Source organism: Streptomyces durocortorensis (assembly GCF_031760065.1).
In the GTDB taxonomy this organism is placed as follows: domain Bacteria; phylum Actinomycetota; class Actinomycetes; order Streptomycetales; family Streptomycetaceae; genus Streptomyces.
Genome location: NZ_CP134500.1, coordinates 7,066,708 through 7,091,837 on the forward strand (window position 1 = coordinate 7,066,708; position 25,130 = coordinate 7,091,837).

At 71.5% G+C, this 25,130-nt stretch carries 24 protein-coding genes; 11 read left to right on the top strand and 13 right to left on the bottom strand.

Translation table 11 applies throughout. From position 1 onward, the window contains the following. Nucleotides 1-816, bottom strand: coding sequence for an SDR family NAD(P)-dependent oxidoreductase (locus tag RI138_RS31230; RefSeq protein WP_311122614.1), 816 nt, complete (start codon nucleotides 814-816; stop codon nucleotides 1-3). Between the two features lie 54 nt (nucleotides 817-870). Between RI138_RS31230 and RI138_RS31235 the strand changes: the two genes are divergently transcribed. Next, nucleotides 871-1,380, top strand: coding sequence for a nuclear transport factor 2 family protein (locus tag RI138_RS31235; protein ID WP_096624052.1), 510 nt, complete (start codon nucleotides 871-873; stop codon nucleotides 1,378-1,380). A 73-nt stretch (nucleotides 1,381-1,453) separates the two neighbouring features. On the opposite strand, the gene RI138_RS31240 is transcribed toward RI138_RS31235, so the two are convergent. After that, entirely contained in the window at nucleotides 1,454-2,911 is a 1,458-nt protein-coding gene (locus RI138_RS31240) for an MFS transporter (protein WP_311122615.1), read from the bottom strand. A gap of 177 nt (nucleotides 2,912-3,088) precedes the next feature. Here RI138_RS31240 and RI138_RS31245 point away from each other — a divergent pair, with 177 nt between their 5' ends. Beyond that, nucleotides 3,089-3,667: a TetR/AcrR family transcriptional regulator gene (locus RI138_RS31245; protein ID WP_311122616.1), complete on the top strand. Its 579-nt coding sequence runs from the start codon at nucleotides 3,089-3,091 to the stop codon at nucleotides 3,665-3,667. A gap of 94 nt (nucleotides 3,668-3,761) precedes the next feature. Continuing rightward, the gene (locus RI138_RS31250; protein ID WP_096624058.1) at nucleotides 3,762-4,550 is read left to right on the top strand and encodes an SDR family oxidoreductase; all 789 of its coding nucleotides are present in this window, start codon (nucleotides 3,762-3,764) and stop codon (nucleotides 4,548-4,550) included. A 1-nt stretch (nucleotide 4,551) separates the two neighbouring features. On the opposite strand, the gene RI138_RS31255 is transcribed toward RI138_RS31250, so the two are convergent. Beyond that, on the bottom strand, nucleotides 4,552-5,442 hold the full coding sequence (locus tag RI138_RS31255) for an LLM class F420-dependent oxidoreductase (RefSeq protein WP_311122617.1): 891 nt from the start codon (nucleotides 5,440-5,442) through the stop codon (nucleotides 4,552-4,554). Between the two features lie 48 nt (nucleotides 5,443-5,490). Continuing rightward, on the bottom strand, nucleotides 5,491-6,720 hold the full coding sequence (locus tag RI138_RS31260) for an erythromycin esterase family protein (RefSeq protein ID WP_311122618.1): 1,230 nt from the start codon (nucleotides 6,718-6,720) through the stop codon (nucleotides 5,491-5,493). 75 nt (nucleotides 6,721-6,795) lie between these two features. Here RI138_RS31260 and RI138_RS31265 point away from each other — a divergent pair, with 75 nt between their 5' ends. Continuing rightward, the gene (locus RI138_RS31265; RefSeq protein ID WP_311122619.1) at nucleotides 6,796-7,539 is read left to right on the top strand and encodes a TioE family transcriptional regulator; all 744 of its coding nucleotides are present in this window, start codon (nucleotides 6,796-6,798) and stop codon (nucleotides 7,537-7,539) included. On the opposite strand, the gene RI138_RS31270 is transcribed toward RI138_RS31265, so the two are convergent. Both RI138_RS31270 and RI138_RS31275 read right to left on the bottom strand, forming a co-directional pair. After that, nucleotides 7,493-8,137 carry a 2-phosphosulfolactate phosphatase gene (locus tag RI138_RS31270; protein WP_311122620.1) on the bottom strand — a complete coding sequence of 215 codons (645 nt, stop codon included), beginning with the start codon at nucleotides 8,135-8,137 and terminating at the stop codon, nucleotides 7,493-7,495. The genes RI138_RS31265 and RI138_RS31270 overlap by 47 nt on opposite strands. A gap of 229 nt (nucleotides 8,138-8,366) precedes the next feature. Then, a complete protein-coding gene (locus tag RI138_RS31275; protein ID WP_311122621.1) occupies nucleotides 8,367-8,966 on the bottom strand; it encodes a TetR/AcrR family transcriptional regulator in 600 nt (199 codons plus the stop codon). A 188-nt stretch (nucleotides 8,967-9,154) separates the two neighbouring features. Here RI138_RS31275 and RI138_RS31280 point away from each other — a divergent pair, with 188 nt between their 5' ends. Genes RI138_RS31280 through RI138_RS31295 form a run of 4 tightly spaced genes read left to right on the top strand, consistent with a single transcriptional unit; the run spans nucleotide 9,155 to nucleotide 13,998 of the window. After that, entirely contained in the window at nucleotides 9,155-9,733 is a 579-nt protein-coding gene (locus RI138_RS31280) for a (2Fe-2S)-binding protein (RefSeq protein ID WP_311122622.1), read from the top strand. Beyond that, complete coding sequence (locus RI138_RS31285) at nucleotides 9,730-10,722, top strand: FAD binding domain-containing protein (protein WP_311122623.1); 993 nt, start codon at nucleotides 9,730-9,732, stop codon at nucleotides 10,720-10,722. Before RI138_RS31280 ends, RI138_RS31285 begins: the two co-directional genes overlap by 4 nt. Further along, a complete protein-coding gene (locus tag RI138_RS31290; RefSeq protein WP_311122624.1) occupies nucleotides 10,719-12,875 on the top strand; it encodes a xanthine dehydrogenase family protein molybdopterin-binding subunit in 2,157 nt (718 codons plus the stop codon). The genes RI138_RS31285 and RI138_RS31290 overlap by 4 nt, the downstream gene beginning before the upstream one ends. Beyond that, nucleotides 12,868-13,998, top strand: coding sequence for an XdhC family protein (locus RI138_RS31295; RefSeq protein WP_311122625.1), 1,131 nt, complete (start codon nucleotides 12,868-12,870; stop codon nucleotides 13,996-13,998). The genes RI138_RS31290 and RI138_RS31295 overlap by 8 nt, the downstream gene beginning before the upstream one ends. Before the next feature lie 362 nt (nucleotides 13,999-14,360). On the opposite strand, the gene RI138_RS31300 is transcribed toward RI138_RS31295, so the two are convergent. From RI138_RS31300 to RI138_RS31310, 3 genes are all read right to left on the bottom strand, one after another. After that, entirely contained in the window at nucleotides 14,361-14,942 is a 582-nt protein-coding gene (locus tag RI138_RS31300; protein WP_311122626.1) for an N-acetylmuramoyl-L-alanine amidase, read from the bottom strand. Nucleotides 14,943-15,288: 346 nt separating this feature from the next. After that, on the bottom strand, nucleotides 15,289-16,665 hold the full coding sequence (locus tag RI138_RS31305; protein WP_311122627.1) for an SWIM zinc finger family protein: 1,377 nt from the start codon (nucleotides 16,663-16,665) through the stop codon (nucleotides 15,289-15,291). Then, on the bottom strand, nucleotides 16,662-19,685 hold the full coding sequence (locus RI138_RS31310) for a DEAD/DEAH box helicase (protein WP_311122628.1): 3,024 nt from the start codon (nucleotides 19,683-19,685) through the stop codon (nucleotides 16,662-16,664). Before RI138_RS31310 ends, RI138_RS31305 begins: the two co-directional genes overlap by 4 nt. Nucleotides 19,686-19,968: 283 nt before the next feature. On the opposite strand from RI138_RS31310, the gene RI138_RS31315 reads away from it, so the two are divergent. Together RI138_RS31315 and RI138_RS31320 are read left to right on the top strand one after the other, a co-directional pair. After that, nucleotides 19,969-21,039 carry a fatty acid desaturase family protein gene (locus tag RI138_RS31315; RefSeq protein ID WP_311122629.1) on the top strand — a complete coding sequence of 357 codons (1,071 nt, stop codon included), beginning with the start codon at nucleotides 19,969-19,971 and terminating at the stop codon, nucleotides 21,037-21,039. A gap of 80 nt (nucleotides 21,040-21,119) precedes the next feature. Next, on the top strand, nucleotides 21,120-21,302 hold the full coding sequence (locus RI138_RS31320) for a hypothetical protein (RefSeq protein WP_096624084.1): 183 nt from the start codon (nucleotides 21,120-21,122) through the stop codon (nucleotides 21,300-21,302). Nucleotides 21,303-21,449: 147 nt separating this feature from the next. Here RI138_RS31320 and RI138_RS31325 read toward each other — a convergent pair whose 3' ends face one another. Beyond that, nucleotides 21,450-22,343, bottom strand: a complete 894-nt coding sequence (locus RI138_RS31325) for a hypothetical protein (RefSeq protein WP_311122630.1) — start codon at nucleotides 22,341-22,343, stop codon at nucleotides 21,450-21,452. 245 nt (nucleotides 22,344-22,588) lie between these two features. On the opposite strand from RI138_RS31325, the gene RI138_RS31330 reads away from it, so the two are divergent. Beyond that, entirely contained in the window at nucleotides 22,589-23,497 is a 909-nt protein-coding gene (locus RI138_RS31330) for an oxygenase MpaB family protein (RefSeq protein ID WP_311122631.1), read from the top strand. Nucleotides 23,498-23,518: 21 nt separating this feature from the next. Here the strand turns inward: RI138_RS31330 and RI138_RS31335 are convergent, their stop codons facing one another. From RI138_RS31335 to tatA, 3 genes are all read right to left on the bottom strand, one after another. Beyond that, nucleotides 23,519-24,121, bottom strand: a complete 603-nt coding sequence (locus tag RI138_RS31335; RefSeq protein WP_311122632.1) for a class I SAM-dependent methyltransferase — start codon at nucleotides 24,119-24,121, stop codon at nucleotides 23,519-23,521. A 75-nt stretch (nucleotides 24,122-24,196) separates the two neighbouring features. Further along, complete coding sequence (locus RI138_RS31340) at nucleotides 24,197-24,772, bottom strand: TerD family protein (protein ID WP_311122633.1); 576 nt, start codon at nucleotides 24,770-24,772, stop codon at nucleotides 24,197-24,199. Between the two features lie 157 nt (nucleotides 24,773-24,929). Next, on the bottom strand, nucleotides 24,930-25,094 hold the full coding sequence (gene tatA, locus RI138_RS31345; RefSeq protein WP_311122634.1) for a Sec-independent protein translocase subunit TatA: 165 nt from the start codon (nucleotides 25,092-25,094) through the stop codon (nucleotides 24,930-24,932). Nucleotides 25,095-25,130: the final 36 nt, after the last annotated feature.

Below are 25,130 nucleotides of genomic sequence, written 5' to 3' on the forward strand. Positions count from 1 at the left end.
TCAGCGTGCGAGCAGTTCCCGGGTGAGGGCGTCGAGCCGCAGCGCCTCCTGCTGGTCGAAGGACGGGAGTCGTGTGCTGAGCCGTCGGCCCTCGAAGAAGGCGCTCAGGGGCTCGGCCGGCGGGGCGTCGATGGCCGCGACGATCGGCGCGATGCCCACCTCCACCGGATTCGCGTACCGCAGCATCTCCTGGATGCGGGCAGCGGTGGCCGGATCGAACTCGCCGGCGAACCCGGTCGCCGTACCGCCGGGGAAGTTGAGGACGTACCGGGTGCGGTAGCCGCGGTGTTCGGCGGCGAACGAGGCGCCGAGGAGGTCATTGAGCTTTCCGCCCTGGAACATCGCCGCCCAGCCGTCGTAGCCGTGCTCGAAACCGAGGTCGTTCCAGTGGATCCCGCCCGCGTCGACGCCCGGGCCCGCCACGTTCATGATGACCGGCGAGGGCGCCTTCTCCAGGAGGCCGACCAGTCCGTACCCGAGCAGGAAGCGGCTCAGGTAGTACAGCGCGAAGTTGTGTTCGAACCCTTCGGATGTCACACGCCGGTACGAACGGAAGAACCGCGCGCACAGCACCAGCGCGTCCACGACAGGAAAGCGCTCCTCGATCTCCTGGACGACACGCTCGTTCTCGCTGACGAGACTCAGGTCCGCCCGGATGAAGAAGGCCCGCTCCTCGGCGCCCAGGTCGGCCGCGGCGGCGAGGAAACTCTTCCCCTTGTCCGGGTTGGGGCCGATGACGGCGACGCGGTCCCCGCGCTTCAGATAGGTGTGGGCGAGGGCCTCCCCGATTCCGGAGGTGCCGCCTGAAACAACCATGGTTTTCATCGTCGTTCTCCCTGAACGGTGGTGTTCTGAGTGAAAGGAAACGTCATGGGCAACGAATCGGATCTCGTCCGTACGGTGGCACAGCTCTCCGAGCGCGTGCGGGAGCTGGAGAGCATTCATGAACTGCAGAGGCTGCGGGCGGAGTTCCACCGCTGTCTGAACAACGCCGAATGGGATGCCCTGGGCGGCCTGTTCGCGGATGACGCACATCTTGACTACGGGGATTTCGGGCAGGCGCACGGCGGTGCGGGCGTCCGTGACTTCTACAGCGCGCTGCCGAAGAAGATCCTGGAATTCCAGCGCGGTGCTTCCGAGATCTCGTTCAAGAACTTCATACAGGGGCACCAGGTGGAGATTCTCGGCCCGGACGAGGCGAAGGGCGTGTCGTTCTTCGCGGAGAAGATCCGTTTCGACCGGGCGAGCGAGATCCACCAGAGCATCGGCCAGTTCACCGACACCTATGTCCGGCAGGGCGGCCGCTGGTACTTCGCCGGGGTCGAGCTCGACCACTACTGGGTGGTGCCCGACAACCAGGACTGGCGCTGGCCCTGGTGATCCGCCGGAGTGCGCCGCCCCCGCCCTGATCCCGTAGGCCCCCGAGGCGCGTCCCGGGGGCCGTGCCGTGCGCTCACCCGTGTGCGGTCTCCTGCTGCGGTACGGGAGCCGCCGCTGGAGACGGCTTGCGCCGGCGCAGCGCGGGCAGCATGGTGACCACTCCGATCAGGGCGAAGACCAGCGGCACCACCAGTGAGAGACGCAGGCCGTGCAGGAACGCGTCCGGGGTGTCTCCGGTATTCGCGGCGTTGACCGCGGTCACCACGCTCAGACCGAGCGCCGGCCCGATCTGGAACGAGGTGTTCACCAGGCCGCCGGCCACGCCCTGGTCCTGCACCGAGACGCTGTCGGCCGCTGCCATGGTCAGCGGCCCGTACGCCAGCGAGAATCCGAGGCCGATCAGGAGGAAGGAGGGCAGCAGCAGGGCGGTGTAGCTGGAGTCGGCGGAGAGGAACTGGAGCAGGGCGTACGCCAGGGCGGCCGACGTCAGCCCCGCGAGGATCACCCGGTCCACCCCGAAGCGGCCGACCAGCGGCGCGGCGATCCGGGTCGAGAGCACGGCGGCGACCAGTCCGACGGGGCTCACCGCGAAGCCGGCCTCCATCGCCGACCAGCCGCGGAAGTCCTGGAGGTACAGCGTCATGGTGAACAGGACACCGATCCAGGCGCCGATCAGCGCCATGGCGCCGATGTTGGCGCGAATCAGCGCGGGGGAGCGCAGAATGTCCAGCCGCACGAGCGGCGAGGGGACCCTTCGCTGGATGGTGGTGAAGAGGACGAGCAACGCCAGCGCGACCAGCAATGACACCAGGGTGCGAGCCGACGTCCAGCCCACCTCCGGCGCCTGGACCAGGGTGAACACCACGAGCAGCATGGTCGCGGTGATGGTGACGGCTCCGGCGATGTCGAAGTCCTTCGCGCCGCCCTGGGGGTGGGGCGAGCGCGGGATGAAGGAGAGACCGGCGAGGAACGCGATGAGACCGACCGCGGCCGGGGCGAAGAACACCCAGCGCCAGTGCAGATCGGTGAGGAGGCCGCCGATGACCATGCCGAGGGCCATGCCCGTGGCGCCGGTCGCGGTGAAGATCGACAGGGCCTTGTTGCGCATGTGGCCCTCGGCGAAGCTCGTGGTGATGATCGAGAAGCCCGCCGGGGCACTGAACGCGGCGCCGACACCGGTGACGAAACGCGCCGCGATCAGCACATCCCCGTTCGGGGCGGCGCCGCCGACGGCGGAGCCGACGACGAACACCATGAGCGAGACGAGCAGCATCCGGCGGCGCCCGAAGAGGTCGGCGGCGCGCCCGCCGAGCAGGAGGAAGCCGCCGAATCCGACCACGTATCCGGTGATCACCCACTGCAGGGCACTGGTCGACATGTCGAGCGCGGAACCGATGGCAGGGAGGGCCACGCCCTTCATCGAGACGTCGAGGGCGTCGAGGAATAACGCGCCGCACAGGACGCTCAGCATCGCGTAGGCCTTGGGGGTCATCGAGGTGAACAAGGCGTTCGAGGGGGGCGGGGCGGACATGGAACCTCCAGGGGAGCCGACCGGTCACCACGAGCGGACCGATCGGTCTGAAACGCGGACGGCCACAGCATGGCCATGCCCGGAGTGGGATGTCAACGGGCGTCGCCCACAAGGCGGACCGATCGGTCCGTCGGGGAACTCCCGTTCGGACCGATCGGTCTGATAGTCTGTGAACTCATGGCGCGCAAACCCACGTCCGACGCACACGACCGCATCCTGGATGCCGCGGCCGACCTCTTCGACCGCTACGGCGTGCACGCTGTCGGAATGCAGCAGATCATCGACGAGCTCGGCTACGGCAAGCAGCTCCTCTACCGGGAATTCGCCAGCAAGGACAAGCTGGTCGTGGCATATCTCCAGCGCTGTACGCAGGACTGGGACAGGACGCTGGAAAGCGCGGCGGAGAAGTCGGGCACGCCTGAGGAGCAGCTCGTCGAAGTGGTCCGCGCGGTGCAGGCGATGGCGCCCGGAACCCGTGGTTGTTCACTGCGCAACACCCACGCCGAATTTCCCCACCCCGACCATCCCGCCCACCGGGTCTCCGTCGAACACTTCAAGACCGTACGGGAGCAGCTCCGCGCCCTGGCCCGGCAGACCTCGGCCGCCAACCCCGACCGTCTGGGTGACCGGATCATGCTGATCATCGACGGTCTCTATGCGAGCGGTTCCGTTCTCGGCGCGTCGGGTGCGGCGGCCGAGGCGGTGGATTTCGCCCGTGACGTGATTCGCTTCGAGACGTCCGTGACGGTGGGCTGAAATTCCGGAACCTGTGGTCGTCCCGCAGTGACACGGTGTATATCCCCGGCGATACGGTGAGAACCGTTTCAGTCGAATCCCTGAGGAGAGCATCGTGAAACAGCATGAGCGTGTCGCGTTGATCAGCGGAGCCGGCCGTGGAATCGGTGCGGCGACCGCACGGGAATTCGGTCGGCGCGGATATCACGTGGTGGTCAACTACCGCAGCAACGCGGACGCCGCGGCATCCGTCGTCGAGGCGATCGAGAAGCAGGGCGGCTCGGCCCGGGCGGTGCGGGCCGACGTCTGCGACGCGGACGAGGTCGCCGCTCTCATCGAGGAAGTGCGCGGCGAGCACGGACACATCGACGTGCTCGTCTGCAACGCCAACACCGTCAACCCCTCATTCGCGCCGCTGACCGAGCTCTCCTGGGAAGCCTTCGCGGACAAGGTCAACGGCGAGCTGTCCGGGGTCTTCTTCCTCAGCCAGCGTGCCCTGGCCGTGATGCGCGAGCAGCGGGCGGGCCGCATCATCTTCATATCGAGCACCGCCGCCGACTACATCGGCATGGCCGTGGCCCATTCCACGGCGAAGGCGGCCCTCAACACCTTCAGCCGCCATGTCGCGGGGGTCGGCGCGCAGTACGGCGTCACGGTGAACACCATCGCGTTCGGCGCGGTCCGCACCGAGTCCTCCGGCCAGGGATTCAGCGAGGGCCTCCAGAAGTATCTGACGGACCGTTCCGTTCTCACCCGGCTCGTCGAGCCCGAGGACGCGGCACGGACCGTCGCACTGGTCGCCGACGACGACTTCGGTGCTGTGGCCGGTCAACTCATCCGCGTGGAGGGCGGGTACGACGTCCTCGATCAGCAACTGCACCCGCTGACCGGCCACTTCAACTGAACTACAGGTCGTCGCCGAACGCCGCCGCCAGCTCACGCCATGCGGCCCGGGGCAGACCCGGGCCGTCGTCGTCGGCGGTGAGCACCTGAAGGGCGACATGGTCGGCGCCCGCGTCGAAGTACTCCTGGGTCCGGGCCTTGACGCGGTCGGCGTCGCCGATGGCGAACAGGGCGTCCAGAAGCCGGAGACTGCCGCCGCCCTCGAAGTCGTTCTCCGAGAACCCCAGGCGCAGCAGGTTGGCGGTGTAGTTGGGCAGTTGCAGGTACATCCCCAGCATGTTCCGGGCGGTCGTGCGGGCCCGGTCGAGGTCGGTGTCGAGCACCACCGACAGCTCCGGAGCGAGCAGCGCCTGAGGCCCGAGGGCCTCGCGGGCCTCCGCCGTGTGCTCGCTGGTGACGAGATAGGGGTGGGCGCCCAGAGCCCGTCCGGCCGCGAGCTTCAGCATCTTCGGGCCGAGCGCCGCCAGCACCCTGCGGCCGGGCTCCACGGGTGGAGCGCCGGCGTCCAGCGCGTCGAGATAGGCCACCATCGCGCTGTACGGCTTCGCGTACTGCGGCACCAACGGTCCGTGGCTGACGCCCAGACCGAGGACGAACCGCCCGCGCGCGCTCGCGTCGATCGCCGCGATCCGCGCGGCCACGTCCTCGGCGGCGTGGCCCCAGATGCTCAGGATGCCGGTGGCCACGGTGAGCGTACGGGTGGCGGCGACGAGGTCCGCCGCGTCGTCGGGCGAAGGGCTGCCCCCGATCCACACCGTGCCGTAGCCCAACTCCTCCAGCTCGGCCACCGCTTCGGCGATCGCCTTCCTGCCCGGGTCGTCCACCCGCGAACCATGCAGGGCGCTGCTCCAGATGCCGACCCGTCCGAATGCCTCATGCGTCACAGTAGCCATGGTGTGATCAACAGCGGTCCGCCTCCGATATTCCCGGCCGGGGGAGTTTCATCCCCGCGACGTTCCGGACGCCTCTTCGTCCTCCGGAATGTCCTTGATGAAGACGAGACCGTCGATCCCGGACAGGTGCCCGGGGTCCAGGGGGGAGTAGCCGAAGTAGGGGGACACGCGCCGGGCGGGGCGCGCGTCGGCGAGAGCGCCGGCCAGCCGGGGGGCGTCGAGGAGGAAGCGTTCCTCGGGGAGCTCGTAGAGCAGTCCTTCGACGGTGTCCGGCGGCGGGGTGTCCACGCCCTGGTGGCGCAGGGTGCCGAGCGCGGTGGCGAGGAACCCGTAGCGCTCACCCGGACGGGTGCTGACCAGGGCGCCGGCGCTCCACCACTCCAATGGCAGCCCGCCCATCAGGGTGCTGCTCCGCTCGCGCTGGAGATGCCCGTTGTGGCCATGGGCCAGGGCGGGGCCCCGCTCGACGACGGCGAGAAGGTTCTCGGCCATCATCCGGTCCCGCAGGCCCATCATGCGCGCCATGCGGCTCGGCGAGGCGTCGGCCATCCAGTAGTGGTACCGCAGCAGGCCCAGCGCGGTGCGACCGTACAGCGACGCCCGGTCCCTCTCCTCCCGGGACGTCGCCGTGATCAGGTGCGGTGTCTGCGCGTCGAGCAACGCCACGAGGTCATCGGCGAGGAGACGCAGGTGAAGGGCCCCGTCCGACCGCCCCACGGAGCACGCCGGGTCCGTCATCGCGGCGGCGTCCGTCCACCGGTCATCGGGACCGAGCAGACCGTCGAGCGTCTCGGCGGAGCAGGGCAGCATGTCCGTTTCCACCTGGGCCGCGAGGTACTTGTGGAGCGCGGTGAGGGCCTGCCGGGGGCTCGCGGCGTGAGTGATCTCCACCGGACCGTCGAAACCGGCGAAGCGGACCCGGTCGGCGAGGGGGCGTCCGTCGTTGAACGTGCGCATCCAGCCGACGAGTTCGCGGTTGGCCGCGGACGCGCCCCACCCGTGGCTGAAGCCGTGTTCCATGGCCGCGTCGAGTGTGCCCGTGCCGAACGCGACGTACTCGTCCACGAGCAGTGCCATCAGGCAGTCGCTCTCGATCGCTATCGTCCGGTAGCCCTCCTGCTCCACCAGCTGCCGGAAGAGCTCGTTACGCAGACGGAGCGGGGTCTCCACGCCGTGGGTGGGCTCCCCCAGGGCGAGCAGCCGCGGCCGGGCCGGGAACAGCCTCATGACGGCGGTCGCGTCGAGAGCATGGACGGTGTCTTTGATGTCCGAAGTCATACACTGAACGGTATCGTTGAAGCTTCGGTGTAAACTTTTCCGCAATTCTGGCAGGCGGATGAGGGAAAGTCTCAAATGAGTAGGCAGCTGAGGCCGATCGATCTGGCGCGCGGGCACGGTCTGTCCACGCAGGCTGTCCGGAACTACGAAGCGGCGGGCATCCTTCCGCCCGCCGCCCGCACCCCTCACGGCTACCGCGCCTATACACCGCGCCACTCAGCGGCCCTGCGAGCCTTCCTCGCCCTGGCCCCCGGCCACGGTCACCGCACCGCCGCGTCGGTCATGCAGGCGGTGAACCGGGGCGAGGAGGACGAGGCGTTCCGGCTCATCGACGAGAGCCACGTCCAACTCCGCGAGGACCGTGGGACCCTGCGGGCCGTCGAGAGCGCCCTGCGCGCCCTGGAACCGGAAACGTCCCCCGCGCACCACGACGTGTCCGCCCCCGGCACGACGTACATCGGGCCGCTGGCCGCACAGCTCGGGCTCCGGCCCGCCACGCTCCGCACGTGGGAGCGCGCGGGCCTGGTGCGCCCGCGCCGAGATCCGGGGACCGGATACCGGGTGTACGACGAGGCCGACGTCCGGGACGCCCGGCTCACCCACCAACTCCGGCGGGGCGGCTACCTCCTGGAGCAGATCGCCCCCCTGATCGCCCACGTTCGGGCGGCCGGCGGGCTGGACCCGCTGGAGTCCGCCCTGCACGACTGGCACGGCAGGCTGTCCGCCCGGGGGCGCGCGATGCTGGCGGGGGCGGCCGAACTGGACGCGTACCTCAGGCGGTGGTCGGAGAGGACGACGTTCGCGGACGCAGAACCATGAGCGGACCCTCCAGGGCCGCCACCATGGCGAAGGGAAACCGGTCGACCTCAAGACAGAGGGCGACGTCATCGGGATGGACTCCTTGACGCACCCGCTCGGTCAGTTGGGCGGCGGCACGTGACGCGGCGGCCCGGCGGAGGAACGGGGCCGCGTCCGTCATGCCGTCGGTCACCCTTCGGGCGATGTACTGGGCACACGCCAGATCCTCATCGGCCCGCCCGTCCTCGCCGGTGACCACGAACGTGACACCCTCACGCCCGTGCGTGCCCAGGAGCCGAGCCGTCGACTCCGCCACCACGAAGGCGGAACACAGCACCAGGGGCGCGTCTTTGACCGCGAGAGCGCCGACCGTCCCCGCCGTGGTCTTCTGCACCACGGTCCGCCCGCCGAGGTCCATGGACCGCAGCATGCCCGGGGAGTTGACCGTGTCGAACCCGGGCGCGGGCGGGCCGTCCTTGATGGCCACCCAGCCGGAGTGGCGGGACTTGAGTGCCAGGGCTTCGTCCAGCGATCCGGCGAGGACGATCTTCTCCGCCCCCAGGCCGAAGGCCCAGGCGGCCACCGTGAAGGCGCGCATGACGTCGACCACGACCGCCACGGACGGGGCTCAGGGGGAGTGGGGGCCCGAGCCAGCACGCAACCTTGGTGGGGGTGGTCGGTCGCTGGCCACGGATGAGGATAGTGGGACCGAAGCGGCTTGGCCTGGACCAGCGTTCCGGTCATCTGCTCGTGGCAGCCGTTCGTTCCGTGGCGGGCCGCCAAGCAGTCCGCCGCACCGGACCGGGCCCGGCCCCGGAGCCAGGCCCCCGGAGCCAGGCCCGGGCCGGTCACCGCCCGGAGGCCCGCGCGCGCAGTCCGTCCATCACGAAGTCCAGCAGCCGGGTGGCCCGCGGCTGCCAGTCCTCCCGCGGGTCGATCTGCCACAGACCGGCGATGGCGAGAAAGAAGTCGTCCGGGGTCACCCCGGAACGGATGGTGCCCGCCTCCTCGTTGGCACGGAGCAGCCTGCCCGCGGCGTCCAGCACCGGGGTGGGGCCGGGTCTGGCGGGGCCGCCCGGCGCGCTGGTGACCAGCCGGATGGCGTCCGCCAGGCCGGCCTTGGTCATGGCGAACCGGGCGAGGCGGTCCATCCACTCGCGCAGGGCCGCTTCCGGCGCGCGGGTGTCGAGCAACGCGGTCGCCGCGTCCGCCACCTGCTGCATCTCGTAGCGGTAGACCTCCAGGACGAGCGCCTCCCGATGGGGGAAGTTGCGGTAGAACGTGCCCTGTCCCACGCCCGCCTTCTTGGCGATCGTGCTGAGCGGGGCGTCCGCGCACCGCGTCAGTTCCACCATGGCCACTTGCAGGATGCGTTCGCGGTTGCGCTGGGCGTCCGAACGCAGGGGGGCGTCCTTGCGCAGGGGAGTGTCCTTCTTCGACTGGGGCACACGTCCTCCTCGCGGGTTCATGGCCGAAACCCGTCCTTGTTAACCGGACAGCTGTCCGTTAAGTTTTCCGGGAGTGGACAACAGTCCGGTTAGGACTACCTTAGCGCCGACCGCGGTCGGCAGTCACCGCCCCGGCCCGCTGCCGGCAGCCCGGTTTTCTTGTCACCAGACACCAGAGAAGGCTGATCATGGCCCCAGCTCCCTCGTCGACATCCAGTGCGATCACCCTGAACATCAATGGTGAGAAGCACCACCTGTCCGTCGACCACCGCACCACCCTGCTCGACGCCCTGCGCGAGCGCCTCGATCTCACCGGCACCAAGAAGGGCTGCGACCAAGGACAGTGCGGCGCGTGCACCGTCCTGGTCGACCAGCGGCGCGTCGTCTCCTGCCTCAACCTGGCGGTCGCCGCCGAGGGGCGTGAGATCACCACCATCGAAGGTGTGGCCGACGGCGACGAACTGCACCCCGTCCAGCAGGCGTTCCTCGATCTCGACGGCTACCAGTGCGGCTACTGCACGCCCGGACAGATCTGCTCCGCCGTCGCCCTCATCGAGGAGCACGCGGCGGGCTGGCCGAGCGCCGTCACGGACGACGTGGGTCCCGAGGCGGGCCCGCCACCGCTGACGCCGGAGGAGATCCGTGAGCGGATGAGCGGCAATCTGTGCCGCTGCGGCGCCTACGTCTCGATCGTCCAGGCCGTCGCCCGGGCCGCCGAGGCCCACGCGGACAGTCGTACGGCAGCCGCGAAGGAGGCCGCCGCATGAGGCAGTTCGGCTACCGGCGCGCCCACGACGTCACCGGCGCGGTCGCCCTCCTCGCCGCCGACCCCGACGCGCGGTTCCTCGGTGGCGGCACCAACCTCGTCGACCTGATGAAGACGGGCGTCGAACGCCCAGCCCGCCTCGTCGACGTGCGCGAACTCCCGCTGGACCGCATCGAGCACACCACGGACGGCGGCCTGCGCATCGGCGCGACCGTCACCAACAGCGACCTCGCCGCCGACCCTGAAATCCGCCGCCGCTACCCGGCGTTGACCCAGGCGGTGCTGGCCGGGGCGTCCGGGCAGCTGCGCAACATGGCGACCGTCGGCGGCAACCTGCTCCAGCGCACCCGCTGCGGCTACTTCTCCGACGTCAGCAAGCCCTGCAACAAGCGCGTCCCGGGCAGTGGTTGCCCGGCCGTCGGCGGCGAGCACCACAATCACGCGGTGCTCGGCGCCTCCGATCACTGCGTGGCCGTGCACCCCTCCGACATGGGCGTCGCCCTGACGGCCTTCGACGCCGTCGTCGCCTACGAGACCCTCGACGGACCCGGCGAGGTGCCGATCACCGATCTCTACCTCCCCGTCGGCGACACCCCGCACCGCGAAACGGCCCTGCCGCCCGGTGCGCTGATCACCCACGTCACCCTTCCGGCAGGGCGCGTCGCCGCCCGTTCCCGCTACCGCAAAGTACGCGAACGCGCCTCGTACGCCTTTGCGATCGGCTCCGTCGCCGCCGCGCTCACCATCGAGGACGGCCGCGTACGCGAAGCACGCCTGGCCCTCGGGGCCGTCGCCTCCCGCCCCTGGCGTGCACGCGCCGCCGAAGCCGTCCTGACCGGCGCACCGGCCGACGGCGCGACCTTCGCCGCCGCCGCCGACGCCGAACTCGCGGCCGCACGGCCGCTGCCCCGCAACGGATACAAGGTGGCCCTCATGCGTAACCTCGTGGTCTCCGTCCTGACCGAACTCGCCGAGGGGGACGCCCGATGACGACCACCACAGCCGCGTCGGCGGCGGTCCGCGGGGCCGTCGGTGTCGCCCACACCCGGGTGGAGGGCCGCGCCAAGGTCACCGGCGCGGCGCGCTACGCGGGCGAGATCCCCTTCGCCGGGCTGGCCCACGGCTGGCTGGTGCTGTCCACGATCACCCGCGGCCGGATCAGGGACGTCGAGACCGCCCCGGTGCTCGACATGCCGGGCGTGCTCACGGTCCTGCACCACGGCAACGCCCCGCGGCTGAAAACCGACTACGTCGGCCTGCTCGGCGTTCCACCGGACCCGACCGCCGCCGTCTTCCAGGACGACGGGGTGCCCCACGCGGGCTGGCCGGTGGCGCTCGTCGTCGCCGAGACGCCCGAGGAGGCCAGGGAGGCCGCCGAAGCGCTCGTCGTGACATACGAGGAGGAGCCGCACGACACCGCACTCGTCGCCGACCACCCCGACGCCTACGCCGCGAGCGGCCACATGCCCGCGGAGACCGACAAGGGGGACCTGGAGACACAACTCGCCGCGTCCGCCGTCGTCGTGGAAGCGGAGTACACCACCCCCGAAGAGCAGCACAGCATGATGGAGCCGCACGCGGCGACCGCCCTGTGGGACGGGGGAACGCTGGAGGTCGTCGACTCCAACCAGGGCGTCAGCTGGGTCCGGAGCGAACTGGCCACGATGTTCTCGCTCGACCCCGCCTCCGTACGGGTACGTTCCGAGCACATCGGCGGCGGCTTCGGCAGCAAGGGCCTGCGCGCCCACCAGGTGTCCGCCGTGATGGCCGCCACCGCACTGCGCCGCCCGGTACGCGTGGTGCTGACTCGGCGTCAGTTGTTCTCGCTGGCCGGATACCGCAGCCCCACCACCCAGCGGATCAGGCTCGGCGCCGACCCCGACGGCCGACTGCGCGCTCTGGAACACCGTTCGCTGAACCAGACGTCGACCGTGTACGAGTTCGTCGAACCCGGCGCCGCCGTCGCCCGCGTGCTGTACGACGCCGACGCGCACCGCACCGCCAACCACGTCGTACGGCTCGACGTACCGACCCCGACCTGGATGCGCGCGCCGGGGGAGGCCCCGGGGTCGTTCGCGATCGAGACGGCCCTCGACGAGCTCGCCGAACGCTGCGGCGTCGACCCGGTCGAACTGCGACTGCGCAACGAGCCGGAGGTCGGCCCCGTCTCCGGGCTCCCGTTCAGCAGCCGCAACCTGACGGCCTGCTTCCGCGAGGGCGCCCGCAGGTTCGGCTGGGCGGACCGCGACCCCCGTCCCGGCACGCGGCGCGACGGGCGCTGGCTGCTGGGCACCGGCACGGCGGCGGGTTCGTACGGAGCCGGGGCCGCCCCTTCCACGGCCCTGCTGACGGCGGAGGCGGACGGTTCCTTCACCGTCCGGATCGCCGCCGCCGACATCGGCACCGGCGCCCGCACCGCCCTCACCCTGGTCGCCGCCGACGCCCTGGAGACCGCACCCGAACGCGTCCGGGTCCGGATCGGTGACAGCGACTTCGGCCATGCCATGATCGCCGGCGGCTCCATGGGCACCCGCTCCTGGGCCTGGGCGGTCACGGCCGCGGCAGCCGAACTGCGGACGCGGCTCGCGCCGGGGACGAGCATCCCCCCGGAGGGGATCACCGTGCAGTCCGACACCACGGAGGCCATCGGCGCCCTCGCCCAGAAGGAACGGCACTCCTACGGAGCCCAGTTCGCCGAGGTCGCCGTGGACGTCAGCACCGGCGAGGTCCGGGTGCGCCGGATGCTGGGCATCTTCGCGGCGGGCCGGATCGTGAACCCGCTCACCGCCCGCAACCAGCTCGTCGGCGGCATGACCTGGGGCATCTCCATGGCCCTGCACGAAGAGGCGGTCCGCGACCGGAACACCGGCGGCCACTACGCACCCGACCTCGCCGGATACCACGTGGCAACCCACGCCGACGTCCCGGACATCGAGGCGGACTGGGTGGACGACCACGACCCGGACGACCCGGTCGGCATCAAGGGCATCGGCGAGGTCGGCATCGTGGGCGCGGCGGCGGCCGTCGCCAACGCGGTCTGGCACGCCACCGGTGTACGCCACCGGCACCTGCCGATCCGTCCCGACCGGGTCCTGGAGGCGTCGATGCGGACCCCGGCGGACGGGGGAGCGGCGGATGCTTGACATCGCCGGCGAGCTGCACCGGTGGATGGCGGAGGGCCGGGAGTTCGCCGTCGGCACCGTCGTCTCCACCGGCGGCAGCGCGCCGCGCGGACCCGGTGCCGCCCTCGCCGTGGACAGCGCGGGCACGGTGATCGGATCGGTCTCCGGAGGCTGTGTGGAGGGCGCGGTGTACGAACTGTGCGCGGGGGCCCTCCAGGACGGCGAAGCCGTGCGCGAACGGTTCGGCTACAGCGACGAGGATGCCTTCGCGGTCGGGCTGACCTGCGGCGGGGTCATCGACGTGATGGTCACCCCGGTCCGCGCCGACTCGCCGGACCGGGCGGTGCTGCGGGCCGCCCTCGCCGTGGCGGCCTCCGGGGCGGCCGGGGCACTCGCCCGGGTGGTCAGCGGCCCCGACGGGCTTCTGGGGCGCTCCCTGCTCGTCCGCGCCGACGGCACCCACGAGGGCGGACTCGGCGGCCACCCGGCGCTGGACCGTACGGCGGCGGCCGAGGCCCGGGCCCTGTTGGACGCCGGTCGCACCGGCACAGTCGAACTCTCCGAGGACGGGTCGCACTGCCCCGGCGGGCTCACCCTGCTCGTCGAGACCAGGGTTCCACCGCCCCGCATGATCGTCTTCGGTGCGGTCGACTTCGCCGCGGCGCTGGTGCGGGTGGGCAAGTTCCTCGGCCACCACGTGACGGTGTGCGACGCCCGGCCCGTCTTCGCCACCCCGGCCCGGTTCCCCGAGGCCGACGAAGTCGTCGTCGACTGGCCGCACCGCTATCTGCGGCGCACCCCCACCGACGCGCGCACGGTGCTGTGCGTGCTGACGCACGAGGCCCGGTTCGACGTACCGCTCCTCACGGAGGCACTGCGGATGCCCATCGCGTTCGTCGGCGCGATGGGCTCACGCCGCACCCACGAGGAACGGACACGGCGGCTGCGCGAGGCGGGCCTGAACGAGCGCGAACTGAACCGGCTGCGTTCGCCCATCGGCCTCGACCTCGGAGCCCGTACGCCGGAGGAGACCGCCCTGTCCATCGCGGCAGAGATCGTCGCGGCCCGGCACGGCGGCACGGGCCTGCCGCTCACCGGCGGTGTGGTGCCCATCCACCGGCACCTGTCCGGGGCGAGCGCCTGACGAGGGGACTTCCGCGCGGGCCCCGCGAGCCGGACGGTCGGGCCCGGCAGCGTGGTGTCCGACTCGGTGGCGTCCTGCGCGGACGTAGATCCGCTCCGCGGTGAGAACCTGCTCGAACTCCGCGACGTCCCCGATCCGCGTGGTGATCGTGCCCAGCCCGCGGCCGAAGTCGTGGGAGCCCTTGCCTCCGACGCCCTCGGGGTGCACCCGGTACTCAGCGCAGCGGCGCATACGACGGTCAGCGTCGGCACACGGCGTGTCGCAACAGGACTCCGCATCATCCGCACAGGCCATGCACCTGATGCGGCATGCTCCCCCTGCGGGTGCAGTCCATGCCGTTTCAGATGCCGTTCGTCGCGGTTTCAGACGCGGTTGACGAGCCGGAGGTAGCGGTCCCAGTCCCAGTGGACACCGGGGTCGGTGTGGTCGCTGCCCGGTACCTCGTGGTGGCCCACGATGTGTTGGCGGTCCTTGGGGATGCCGTGGCGTTCGCAGATGTCGGCCGTGAGCTCCGCCGAGCGCAGGTACATGACGTCCGTGAAGAACTCCGGCCGGTCCACCCACCCCTCGTGCTCGATGCCGACGCTCCGGGTGTTCCAGTTCCAGTTGCCCGCATGCCAGGCGATGTCCCGCTCGCGCACGCACTGGGCCACGTAACCGTCGCCCGAGCGCACCACGTAATGGGCCGACACCTGCTTGGCCGGATCGCGGAAGATGCCCGCGGTCGGGGTGAACAACTGCTGTGCGACATGGATGACGACGCGGTCGACCCGGCGCTCCGAAGAACGGGAGGGGACGGTGTAGTTGGCGGGAGATGCCGGAGCCCACAGGGCGGTCGCGTAGTCCGTGACGGCATCCGGCGCCGCCACGGCCCGGACCGATGACGGCAGGGCGGCCGCCGCCGTCGTCACGGCGGCGCACTGAAGGATCCTTCTGCGGTACAACGGCACTCCAGGTGCTGGGGGCGGGGCGAGGGCGGGGCCTGCGGGGCCGTCGCGGCGAGGGGGCACCGCCCGCCGGTCGCTCCCCGCAGATGCAGATGACGAGCCCACCGGACCTACGGTTCCCGAACGCCTACCCGCAACAGCAACAGCAACGCAGGCGGCCCTGTCCCGCACTTGCCGGGCCCTGCCCGGAGCCGGCCGCGCCAGGCCCTCGGGGCCCGTGCCTTCGGGCCCGCCTTTCCCGGCCCGCGCTTGGGGCCCCCGCCTCCCACCCCCGCGCTCCGGCCCTCAGGCCCCGCGCACCCGCCCGGGACCGTCCCACCCCCGCAGCCGTACGCCCGACCCCTCAGTCCATGCCGTCCGGCACCGCGCCACCGGCCCCCGCCAGCGCACTCGCCGGGTCGTCGTCCGACGGTCCGGCGGGCACCCAGCGGCCGCGCTCCTTGCGGTAGGGCCACCACCGCCCGTCGCGGTCGAACCGGAGCTGGACGTCGGCGCCCACCACCGTCCAGCGGGACCGGCCGCCTGCCCGCAGTGCCGGCCGCTCGCCCGTCTCCCAGGCCGAGGCGAGTTGGGCGCGGGCCCGCGCCAGTGCGTCCGCGTCCGGCTCCCGTTCCTCCTCCAGCACGGTGAGCGCGGCGACTCCGCCGTACCGCCAGGCGTCGACCGCCGCAGCCAGCTCGGCGCGCTGCCGGCCCGAGCCCGCGGCCAGCCGGGCGGCGATCCACGGTTCCGGCCGGGCGTCAGCGGCCAGCCGTACCGCATCCTGCCGCGGCGTCAGTTCCACCGGCAGCGGCTGGCCCGCGTGCCCCGGAACCAGTGCGTCCAGGAGCATCCGGTGGGCCCGCACCGCACTGTCGGCGGCCAGCACCTCCAGCGCCGGCGGGTCGATCCCGGGCACCGGACCGGTCTCCGTGTCCAGTGACGGCCCAGGCCCCGGTTCGGCGGGCACCGGCGGGGGAGCGGGGAGCGGTGGCAGGATCCCGTCGGCGGCGAACGCCTCACCGGCCGGGACCCCACGGACCTCCCGGCCCGCGCCCCCAGCGGTCTCCGGAGCCCAGCCGTCCGCATCCCGGGCGGCGCGGGCGGTGCTGCGCACCTGGAGTTCGTCCAGCAGCCGCCGCTCGTCGCGTCCCCGCAACAGCAGCAGTACGAACGGGTCCTCGTCCAGCAACCGTGCCACCTGGTAGCACAGCGCACCCGAATGCGGGCAGTGGTCCCAGGCCCCGCAGGTGCACTCGGGCTCCAAGTCACCGATGCCGGGCAGCAGATCGACCCCGGCGCCCGCCGCGTCCTCCACCAGGTGCGGCGGCATCTCCCGGTCCAGCAGAGCCGCGATGTGCCCGGCCCGGTCCACGGCCATGTCCAGGAACCGGTCCCACGCACCCGGGCCGAGTTGCTGCAACAGCACGTCGCCACGGTGGGCCGTGCCGTCACGGTCCCGTACCACCGCCGTGATCCGGCCCGGACGTACCGAGACCGCCCCGACCCGGCCCTCCCGGGCCAGTCGCCGCCCCTTCTTGAGCTGCTCACCGTCGAGAGCCGTGTCCTCCAGGGCCTTGAGCCACGCCAGGCCCCACCAGGACGTGGCGAACCCGCGCCCCCGCGCCGGAGGCAGCGCCGCGAACGTACGCTCCGGCCCACCGCGCCCCTCCTGCGATGCCCCGTCGTCGTCCCGGTCCGATGCGTCGTAGTCGTGGTACTCGTATGCGTCGTCGCTCATCGTGCGCCCCCTCGCAGCTCGACCAGGTCGGCCAGTTCCGCATCGGTCAGTTCCGTCAGCGCCGCCTCGCCGGAGCCGAGCACCGCCTCCGCGAGGCCCTGCTTGCGGGCGAGCATCTCGGCGATCCGGTCCTCGATCGTGCCCTCGGCGATCAGCCGGTGGACCTGCACCGGCTGGGTCTGCCCGATCCGGTACGCCCGGTCCGTCGCCTGTGCCTCGACCGCCGGGTTCCACCAGCGGTCGAAGTGCACGACATGACCGGCCCGGGTCAGATTGAGCCCCGTACCCGCCGCCTTGAGCGACAACAGGAACACCGGCGCCTCGCCCGCCTGGAAGAGGTTCACCATCTCCTCGCGCCGCGCCACCGGCGTACCGCCGTGCAGGAACTGCGTACGCACCCCGCGGGCTGCCAGGTGCTCCTCCAGCAGCCGGGCCATCCGCACGTACTGCGTGAACACGAGCACCGAACCCTGCTCGGCCAGGATCGTGTCCAGGAGCTCGTCCAGCAGCTCGACCTTCCCCGACCGGTCCGCGATCCTCGGCCGCTCCTCCTTGAGGTACTGCGCCGGGTGGTTGCAGATCTGCTTCAACGCCGTGAGCAGCTTCATCACGAGGCCCCGCCGTTCGAACCCGTCCGCGCCGGAGATCTCCGCCAGCGTCTCGCGCACCACCGCCTCGTACAGGCCGGTCTGCTCCGCCGTCAGCGACACCGTCCGGTCGGTCTCCGTCTTCGGCGGCAGCTCGGGCGCGATACCCGGATCGGACTTACGGCGCCGCAGCAGGAAGGGCCGCACCAGCGCGGACAGCCGTTCCGCCGCGCCCGGGTCGTTGCCGCCCTCGACGGCGGCGGCGTACCGGCTGCGGAACGTGCCCAGCCGCCCGAGCAGACCGGGGGTCGTCCAGTCGAGGATCGCCCACAGCTCCGACAGGTTGTTCTCCACCGGGGTGCCGGTGAGGGCCACGCGCGCCTGTGCGCCGATGGTCCGCAGCTGCTTGGCCGTCGCCGAGTGCGGGTTCTTGACGTGCTGGGCCTCGTCGATGACGAGCATGCCCCAGGCCGCCTCGGCCAGCCGGGGCGCGTCGAGCCGCATCGTGCCGTACGTCGTCAGGACGAACTCGCCGTCCGCCACCCCCTCCAGGGAGCGCGACGCGCCGTGGAAGCGGCGGACGGGGGTGCCCGGGGCGAACTTCTCGATCTCCCGCTGCCAGTTGCCCATCAGGGAGGTCGGGCACACCACCAGCGTCGGCCCGGCCGCGTCCCGGTCACCCCGGCGATGCAGATGCAGCGCGATGAGCGTGATGGTCTTGCCCAGTCCCATGTCGTCGGCGAGGCAGGCCCCCAGACCCAACGAGGTCATGGTGTTCAGCCAGTTCAGACCGCGCAGCTGATAGTCGCGCAGCGTCGCGGTGAGCGCCTCGGGCTGTCCGACCTGCCGGTGGGCCGCGGACTCCGGGTCGGCCAGCCGGTCCCGCAGCTGCCGCAGCCAGCCGGTCGCCTCCACCTCCACACGACGGCCGTCCACCTCCGCGGAACCCGTCAGCACCGCGCTCAGCGCGTCGATCGGAGTGACCTTGCGGTCCTGGGTCTCCCGGGCCCGGCGTGCCTCCTCGGGGTCGATCAGCACCCACTGGTCACGCAGCCGGACGATGGGACGGTTCGACTCGGCGAGCCGGTCGAGCTCCTCGCGGGTCAGTCTCCGGTCGCCCAGCGCGAAGCGCCAGTCGAAGGCCAGGAGCGCGTCGGCCGACAGGAACGAGGGCGTGTCCGCCGTGGTACGCCCCTGCCGCCCGGCCCCCGAGCCGTCGGCATCCCGGTCCGAGGATGCCGCGTCGTCCGGATTCGGGTCCGGGGACGCCGCGTCGTCCGGCCCGACCACCGCTCGCGCGGTCAGCTTCCTGGCCAGCTCCTTGGGCCAGTGCACCTGTACCCCGGCGGCGGCCAGGGCGCGCGAGGCGGAGCCCAGCAGTTCGGCGATCTCCTCATCGGCCGGTTCCACCGAGTCGGGCACCGCAGCGGAGAGCAGCGGCGTCAGCGGGGGCCAGGCGCGGGCGGCGCGCCGCAGGGTGAGGAGGGCGTCCATCCGGGCCCGCGGCCCGAACACTGCGGCCGTCCGCGCGCCACCGGCCCATACCTCGGCCGCATCGGCGACCAGGGAGGGGTCGCTGACGCTGTGGATCTGAAGCACGGCCCGGAACGCGGGAGCCTTCCCGTCCCGAGCCTCCCTGTCCGGCGCGTCGCTGTCCGCAGGGTCGGGAGCGTCCCCCGGTGCGCCTGCGGCCGGGGTCACGCCCGAGATCTCGATACGCAACGAGAGCCGTACGCCCGCGTCGTGACCGGCCGCCACATCGGCCGCCCAGGCCCGCCCCTCGGGCAGCCGCCGCGGCTCCGGGGCGGCGAACGCGGGGCCTGCGGCGACGAAACCGGCGGCCGGGGTACGGGGCATCGTGTCGGCCACGGCATCGAGGAACGCCCGCAGCAGCCCCTCCGGTTCGGGCAGCAGCGGTTGGTCTGTGGCCCCTTCCGGTGTCCGCGTGCCGCCTGCGTACGGGAGCGGGGTCGCGTGCGCGCTCGGGGGCATCGACGCGGCCATTTCCCGGAGCCGTTCGAGGTCCTCGGTGCTGAGCGGGCCGATTCGCCAGGCGTCGTGGTCGGTGGGGCTCAGCCCCGGCAGCAGCAGGCCGCGCGCGACGAACTGGAGCGCCAGAAGCCCGGCGGCGCCCCAGAAGGCGACGGACGGGGATGCCTGGGCGTCGGCGCGCGCCCGGGTCAGCACCGGCAGAGCGTTCCGTACGGGAAGGTGCAGGGCCGCGACAGTGCGGCGGCGCAGGTCGGCTCCGACAACGGTCAGATCAGAAACGGCCGTCTCCGACGAGATCCCGGGAGCGGCGGGAAGGGTGCTGCCGTCCGGGTTCCAGAACGCGATCCGGCCGGTACGGGCCGGGTCCGCCGGGACGAAGACCGCAGAGCAGCGGGACAGTTCGGTGACCTCGGAGGGCGTTGCCGCAGGGTGCCTGTGCACAGCGATGTCGAATTCCTCAAATTTGACTAGTGGGTCAGGGTCGCCGAGGGTACTCCATCTCGCGCGACAACGGGCCGTTCCATTATGTGAGCTATGCCACTTCTGTGGGGTGGTCGCGATCGAGGGTGCAGCCAGCACCACCCTGTGGCACGGGGGTATGCCCCAGGCGAACCAGGGGGATGGCGCCATGGCTGCCGCGCACCTCTGATCCGTACGTTCGAGAGGTCAGCTGATCCGTACGTGCTACGAGGTCGGCGCAGAGGTTCCAGAGACCGGAGACTCCATGCCCCAGGCGACAGCCACCGCTACAGACACCGCCACGGCACCCAGCGCCGCCCCCACGCCCTCCTCCCGCCGGCCGGCCGCCGGGAGCGACTTCGCGCCCCTGCTGCGTGCGGTGAAGGGCCAGGGTCTGCTGGAGCACCGCCCCGGCCGGTACGCGCTCGGGATCGCCGCCAATCTGACCGCCCTGGGGTCGGTGGTCACCGCCCTCGTCCTGGTGGGCGACAGCTGGTGGAGCCTGTTCCTCGCCCTGCCGCTGGCCGTCCTGTGGGCCCGTACGGCGTTCATCGCCCATGACGCGGGACATGCGCAGATAACCGGTGACCGCAGGGCGAGCAGGATGATCAGTCTCGTGCACGCCAATCTGCTCCTCGGCATGAACGAAGCGTGGTGGAACGACAAGCATGTGCGCCACCACGCCCACCCCAATCACATCGACAAGGACCCCGATGTCGGTGTCGGCGCGCTGGTCTGGACCCAGAAGCAGGCGACGCAGCGAGAGGGATTCGCCCGCTGGCTCACCCGCAACCAGGCCCGGCTGTTCTTCCCGATGCTGCTGCTCGAAGGCATCGCCCTGAAGATCTACGGGTTCCAGTTTCTGCGCCGACAGCCCGCCCGGGAGCGGGTGCTCGCGGCCCTGCTGCTGATCGCGCACGTCACCCTGTACGCGACGCTGCTGCTGAGCACGTTGTCCCCGGGCAAGGCGGTCGTCTTCGCCCTGCTGCTGCACGCGGTGTTCGGCCTCCACCTGGGCCTGGCGTTCGCCCCCAACCACAAGGGCATGGAGATGCCCGACCCCGACGGGGAGCGCTGGGGCCACCTCCAGCGGCAGGTCCTGACCTCGCGCAACGTCCGCGGCGCGGTCCTGACCGACTGGTTCCTGGGCGGGCTGAACTACCAGATCGAGCACCACCTCTTCCCGAGCATGCCCCGGCCCCACCTCAGGCTGGCCCAGCCGCTGGTCAAGGCGCACTGCGGGAGCATAGGTATGCCGTATGCGGAGACCGGTCTGATCGAGTCCTACCGCCAGGCCCTGGCGCACATGCATGACGTCGGTGAGCCGCTGCGATGACGGGCCAGGCGGGGAACGGAAGGGCGCGCGGACGCGTTCACACAACAGGAGCGGCGCCGGCCGCGAAGGAGGCGTGGACCATGACGAATGGTGCGAAGGTCGCTATCGGGGGAGTTCTCGCGGCGGCCATCCTGTGGCCCCTGATCGGATTCTGGTGGGCCCTGCTGATCGTGATCGGGGTCCCCGTGGCGGGCTATCTGCTGCTGGACCCGTCGCAGCGGCGCAGGCTCCGCAGGATCAACCGCAAGGAAATCGGCCGCTGAGGTCCGGCCCGGCCGGGGCCGGTTGTGGAGCGTCTCAGGCTCGGCCCAGGCCGGGTCCGGGACGCGGGCGGTCCTCATCGTGGCGCCCCGGGCGCCACGATGAGGCACCGCAGCATCACGCCGGGTGCCACGATGAGGACCAGAGCGTCACGCCGGGTGCAGGGCCAGTTCCTCCAGGGCCTTGAGCAGACCGGGCAGCGCGGGCCCACGCCGGACGGTGAGGACCGTGCCGGGCTCCTCGTCCAGCAGGATCAACGCGATGTCGTCGGTCCTCGCCACCATCGACCACCCCGGGCCGTCGACGCGCAGGGTGCGTGCGTCCGCCGAGGCGAACGACGAGCGGATACGTCCGGGCGGCGGCGGAGTCTTCGTATAGGCGAGGGCCTCTGACAGCGCCCTGCGTACCCCCGGGTGCTGAACGGACCGTGAGGGGCTGCCACCGGACGCCCCTTCGTCGGCCGCCTCCACCCCAACCGCATCCACTGCCGCCGCATTCACTGGCGCCGCATTCACTGGCGCCGCATCGGGGTGCCCCGGATCGGCCGCCGCGTTCTCGTCGATCTGCTCGCGCCAGAGGGACCACTGGGCGGCCACCTCGTCCGCCCCGAGCCGCCGGTGTGCGGGGCCCCAGGCGTCCGCCGCGGGAGGGGTGAGCGGTGCGGGGCCCTCCCCGTCCGTCTTCGGGTCGTGAGGTTCGGGGACACCGGGTGCGGCGACGGCCAGGTCCAGCGGCCAGCCCGGCAGCGCGCACACCACGGAGCGGCCGTCGGGGGAGAGGTCGTGCTCCATCCCGCAGTCCCACGCGGCGACGGCGACCGCCACCTGCGAGACGTCCTCCACGACCACCGTCCACCGGGCCCCGGTGCTGTCCTGCCCGAGGACCAGGCCGTAGCCCTCCTCGTACGGTTCGAGGGCGAGCGCGTCGCACGCGGCCACGTAGTCGTCCCCGAGCACACTCGGGAAGCGCGCGGGCGTCAGCAGCAGCGCGGTCAGCACCAGCAGCGCGTCGTCGTCGGCGGCAGCATCGTCCGTACCCGTCACGGTGTCCTCCCCGTCCTCATCGATCGGCCGCCCGTCGCGCGGTCCTGCGTTGCCTAGGGTGCTCCTGGTGTCCCTCGGTCCGTCGGCGCACCCTAACCAGTCGGTAACCCCCTCGTCGAGGCCCCGGCGAGCAGGGGGAATCCGGACGCGCCCGACTCGTCCGGGTGCCTCGGCACCCGCAGAGAGGGGGCGTGCGGGACGTTCCGCGTAAGGTTGGACGCAACCGGCCGAACGAGGGGGACAGCGTGGCGAAGAGGTACGACCGGCTGAAGGAGATTCAGCGACTCGACCCGGAGCGGGACTTCCTGGAGATCTACCGCCTCACCGTCACCTACGAGTTCCCCTGGGACATCACCCGCGCCCTCGAACTGGCCCTTTACCGCACGTATGCCGTGCCCAGCATCGGCCGACTCCTGGACGAGACAGCGGAGTTGACGGAGCGTACGCAGAAGCGGTACGACGACACCGCCCTGCTCCTCGACGCGGTGGTGGAGCACGGATTCGACACCGAGGAGGGCCGCACCGCGGTCCGCCGGATCAACCAGATGCACCGCAGCTACGCCATCAGCAACGACGACATGCGCTACGTCCTGTGCACCTTCGTCGTCACCCCGAAGCGCTGGCTGGACAGTTTCGGCTGGCGTCGCCTCTGCGACCACGAGCTGCGGGCCTTCGCCGCCTACTACCGCACACTCGGCGCCCGGATGGGAATCAAGGACGTCCCGCAGACCTACGAGGACTTCGAGCGTGTGCTCGACGCCTACGAACACGAGCACTTCGGCTGGGACGAGGGGGGTCGAAGGGTCTCGGACGCCACGCTGGCGCTGATGGGGTCCTGGTATCCGGCGCCGCTCGCCCCAGTGGTCCGGGGCGCCAGCCTGGCACTGCTGGACGACTCGTTGCTCAGGACGTTCCGCTACCGCCGCCCGGGGCCGGTGGCCCGGGGGCTGACCCGGGGGGCACTGCGGATCAGGGCCAGGGCCGTTCGGCTCCTGCCGCCCCGCCGCAGGCCGCACTACGCCCGCCAGAACCCGGAGATCAAGGGATATCCGGACGGGTACAAGATCGCCGCACTCGGCACGTTCCCCACTCCGGGCGTCCGCGGCTGCCCGATCCCCGGCCATCGGGGGCCGTCACAGGCGCCCGTGGAATGATCCCCGCCTGCGCCGCCGGGTTCAGGCCCGACGGACGGCGAGAGCCAGGAAGCGGTCGTCCTCGTCGGTGTACGAGTGCAGCCGCCAGCCGGCATCGGTCAGCAGGACCCGCAGTCGGGGCTCCGCCCGCAGATCGTCATCGGTGACGGGGCGTCCGTGCCGCGCGGCGAGGGCGGCCCGGCCGATCGGGTGGAACAGGGCCAGCACCCCGCCCGGGCGTACCACCCGGGCCAGCTCCGCGAGATCGGCCTCCGGCCGGGCCAGATGCGAGATCAGCCCGGCCCCGAACACCGCGTCCAGCGCCCCGTCGCGCAGCGGCAGCCGGGCGACGTCGGCACGGAGCAGGGTCCCGCTGTCCGCCCGGCCCGCCCTGACCGCCGCGTCCAGCATGGCGGGGGTGAGGTCGGCGCCCAGCACCGTACCGCCGGGCCCGACCGCGGCCCGCAGCGCGGGCAGTGCGCGCCCCGTGCCGCAGCCCGCGTCGAGTACGGCGTCACCCTGACGCAGCCCGAGCATGCCGGCCGCCGTGGCATATGCGGGTCCGTCGTCGGGGAACCGGCTGTCCCAGTCGGCCGCACGCGGTGTGAAGAAGTCCAGGACGTGGGCGGTGTGTTCGTCGGTCATACGAACATGATCGCGCACTGGAGGCGGAACCGGCGGTTGCCGGTTCCGTGAAAGCCCTCCATCCACTCGGACGTCTCAGACGTTGACGCCGTAGTCCGTCGCGATGCCCGCCAGCCCCGATGCGTAGCCCTGGCCCACGGCCCGGAACTTCCACTCCGCGCCGTGCCGGTACAGCTCGCCGAAGACCATCGCGGTCTCGGTCGAGGCGTCCTCACTCAGGTCGTAGCGCGCCAGCTCGACTCCGTTGGCGCGATTCACCACGCGGATGAACGCGTTGCGCACCTGACCGAAGCTCTGGCTCCGGCTCTGGGCGTCATGGATCGAGACAGGGAAGACGATCTTCGCGACCTGGGCGGGGACCGATGCCAGATCGACCTCGACCGACTCGTCGTCACCCTCGCCCTCCCCCGTCAGGTTGTCGCCGGTGTGACGGACGGAACCGTCAGGGCTGTTGAGGTTGTTGTAGAAGACGAAGTGGGCGTCGGAGAGGACCTTGCCCGCCTCGGAGCACAGCAGCGCACTGGCATCCAGGTCGTGATCGGCGCCGGTCGTGGTCCGTACGTCCCAGCCGAGACCGACCGTCACGGCGGTCAGGCCGGGAGCCTCCTTCGACAGGGAGACGTTGCCGCCCTTTGCCAGGGTCACACCCATGAACTTCCTCCAGTGCTTCGGTGCTGTTCTGCTGTCACTCAGCCGCTATGTGCCAGAACGCCCGGCGCGGCCCCCGGGGTTCCCGGATTGCGCAAGCCATGAAATGAACGGCTGCGGGGAGGCTCCGGAACGGCCCTTCCCCCCGCGTCAGTGGTCGTCAGCGGGCGTTCTCGTCCCTCATCGCCTTGGCTTCGCTCTTGAGGATGCGCAGGGACTTTCCCACGGAGCGGGCGGTGTCGGGCAGCTTCTTCGAGCCGAAGAGGACGACCACGACGACAGCCAGGATCAACAGGTGCCAGGGCTCCAGGCCATTGCGCAACATTCTGGTCCCGCCCTTCTTCTCCGTCGACACGGCAAC

Excerpts from the sequence above, each read along its gene's own strand:
- RI138_RS31230 (WP_311122614.1), bottom strand. The coding sequence starts at position 816 with ATGGTTGTTTCAGGCGGCACCTCCGGAATCGGGGAGGCCCTCGCCCAC.
- RI138_RS31235 (WP_096624052.1), top strand. The coding sequence starts at position 871 with ATGGGCAACGAATCGGATCTCGTCCGTACGGTGGCACAGCTCTCCGAG.
- RI138_RS31240 (WP_311122615.1), bottom strand. The coding sequence starts at position 2,911 with ATGTCCGCCCCGCCCCCCTCGAACGCCTTGTTCACCTCGATGACCCCC.
- RI138_RS31245 (WP_311122616.1), top strand. The coding sequence starts at position 3,089 with ATGGCGCGCAAACCCACGTCCGACGCACACGACCGCATCCTGGATGCC.
- RI138_RS31255 (WP_311122617.1), bottom strand. The coding sequence starts at position 5,442 with ATGGCTACTGTGACGCATGAGGCATTCGGACGGGTCGGCATCTGGAGC.
- RI138_RS31260 (WP_311122618.1), bottom strand. The coding sequence starts at position 6,720 with ATGACTTCGGACATCAAAGACACCGTCCATGCTCTCGACGCGACCGCC.
- RI138_RS31265 (WP_311122619.1), top strand. The coding sequence starts at position 6,796 with ATGAGTAGGCAGCTGAGGCCGATCGATCTGGCGCGCGGGCACGGTCTG.
- RI138_RS31280 (WP_311122622.1), top strand. The coding sequence starts at position 9,155 with ATGGCCCCAGCTCCCTCGTCGACATCCAGTGCGATCACCCTGAACATC.
- RI138_RS31285 (WP_311122623.1), top strand. The coding sequence starts at position 9,730 with ATGAGGCAGTTCGGCTACCGGCGCGCCCACGACGTCACCGGCGCGGTC.
- RI138_RS31290 (WP_311122624.1), top strand. The coding sequence starts at position 10,719 with ATGACGACCACCACAGCCGCGTCGGCGGCGGTCCGCGGGGCCGTCGGT.
- RI138_RS31295 (WP_311122625.1), top strand. The coding sequence starts at position 12,868 with ATGCTTGACATCGCCGGCGAGCTGCACCGGTGGATGGCGGAGGGCCGG.
- RI138_RS31305 (WP_311122627.1), bottom strand. The coding sequence starts at position 16,665 with ATGAGCGACGACGCATACGAGTACCACGACTACGACGCATCGGACCGG.
- RI138_RS31315 (WP_311122629.1), top strand. The coding sequence starts at position 19,969 with ATGCCCCAGGCGACAGCCACCGCTACAGACACCGCCACGGCACCCAGC.
- RI138_RS31320 (WP_096624084.1), top strand. The coding sequence starts at position 21,120 with ATGACGAATGGTGCGAAGGTCGCTATCGGGGGAGTTCTCGCGGCGGCC.
- RI138_RS31335 (WP_311122632.1), bottom strand. The coding sequence starts at position 24,121 with ATGACCGACGAACACACCGCCCACGTCCTGGACTTCTTCACACCGCGT.
- RI138_RS31340 (WP_311122633.1), bottom strand. The coding sequence starts at position 24,772 with ATGGGTGTGACCCTGGCAAAGGGCGGCAACGTCTCCCTGTCGAAGGAG.
- tatA (WP_311122634.1), bottom strand. The coding sequence starts at position 25,094 with ATGTTGCGCAATGGCCTGGAGCCCTGGCACCTGTTGATCCTGGCTGTC.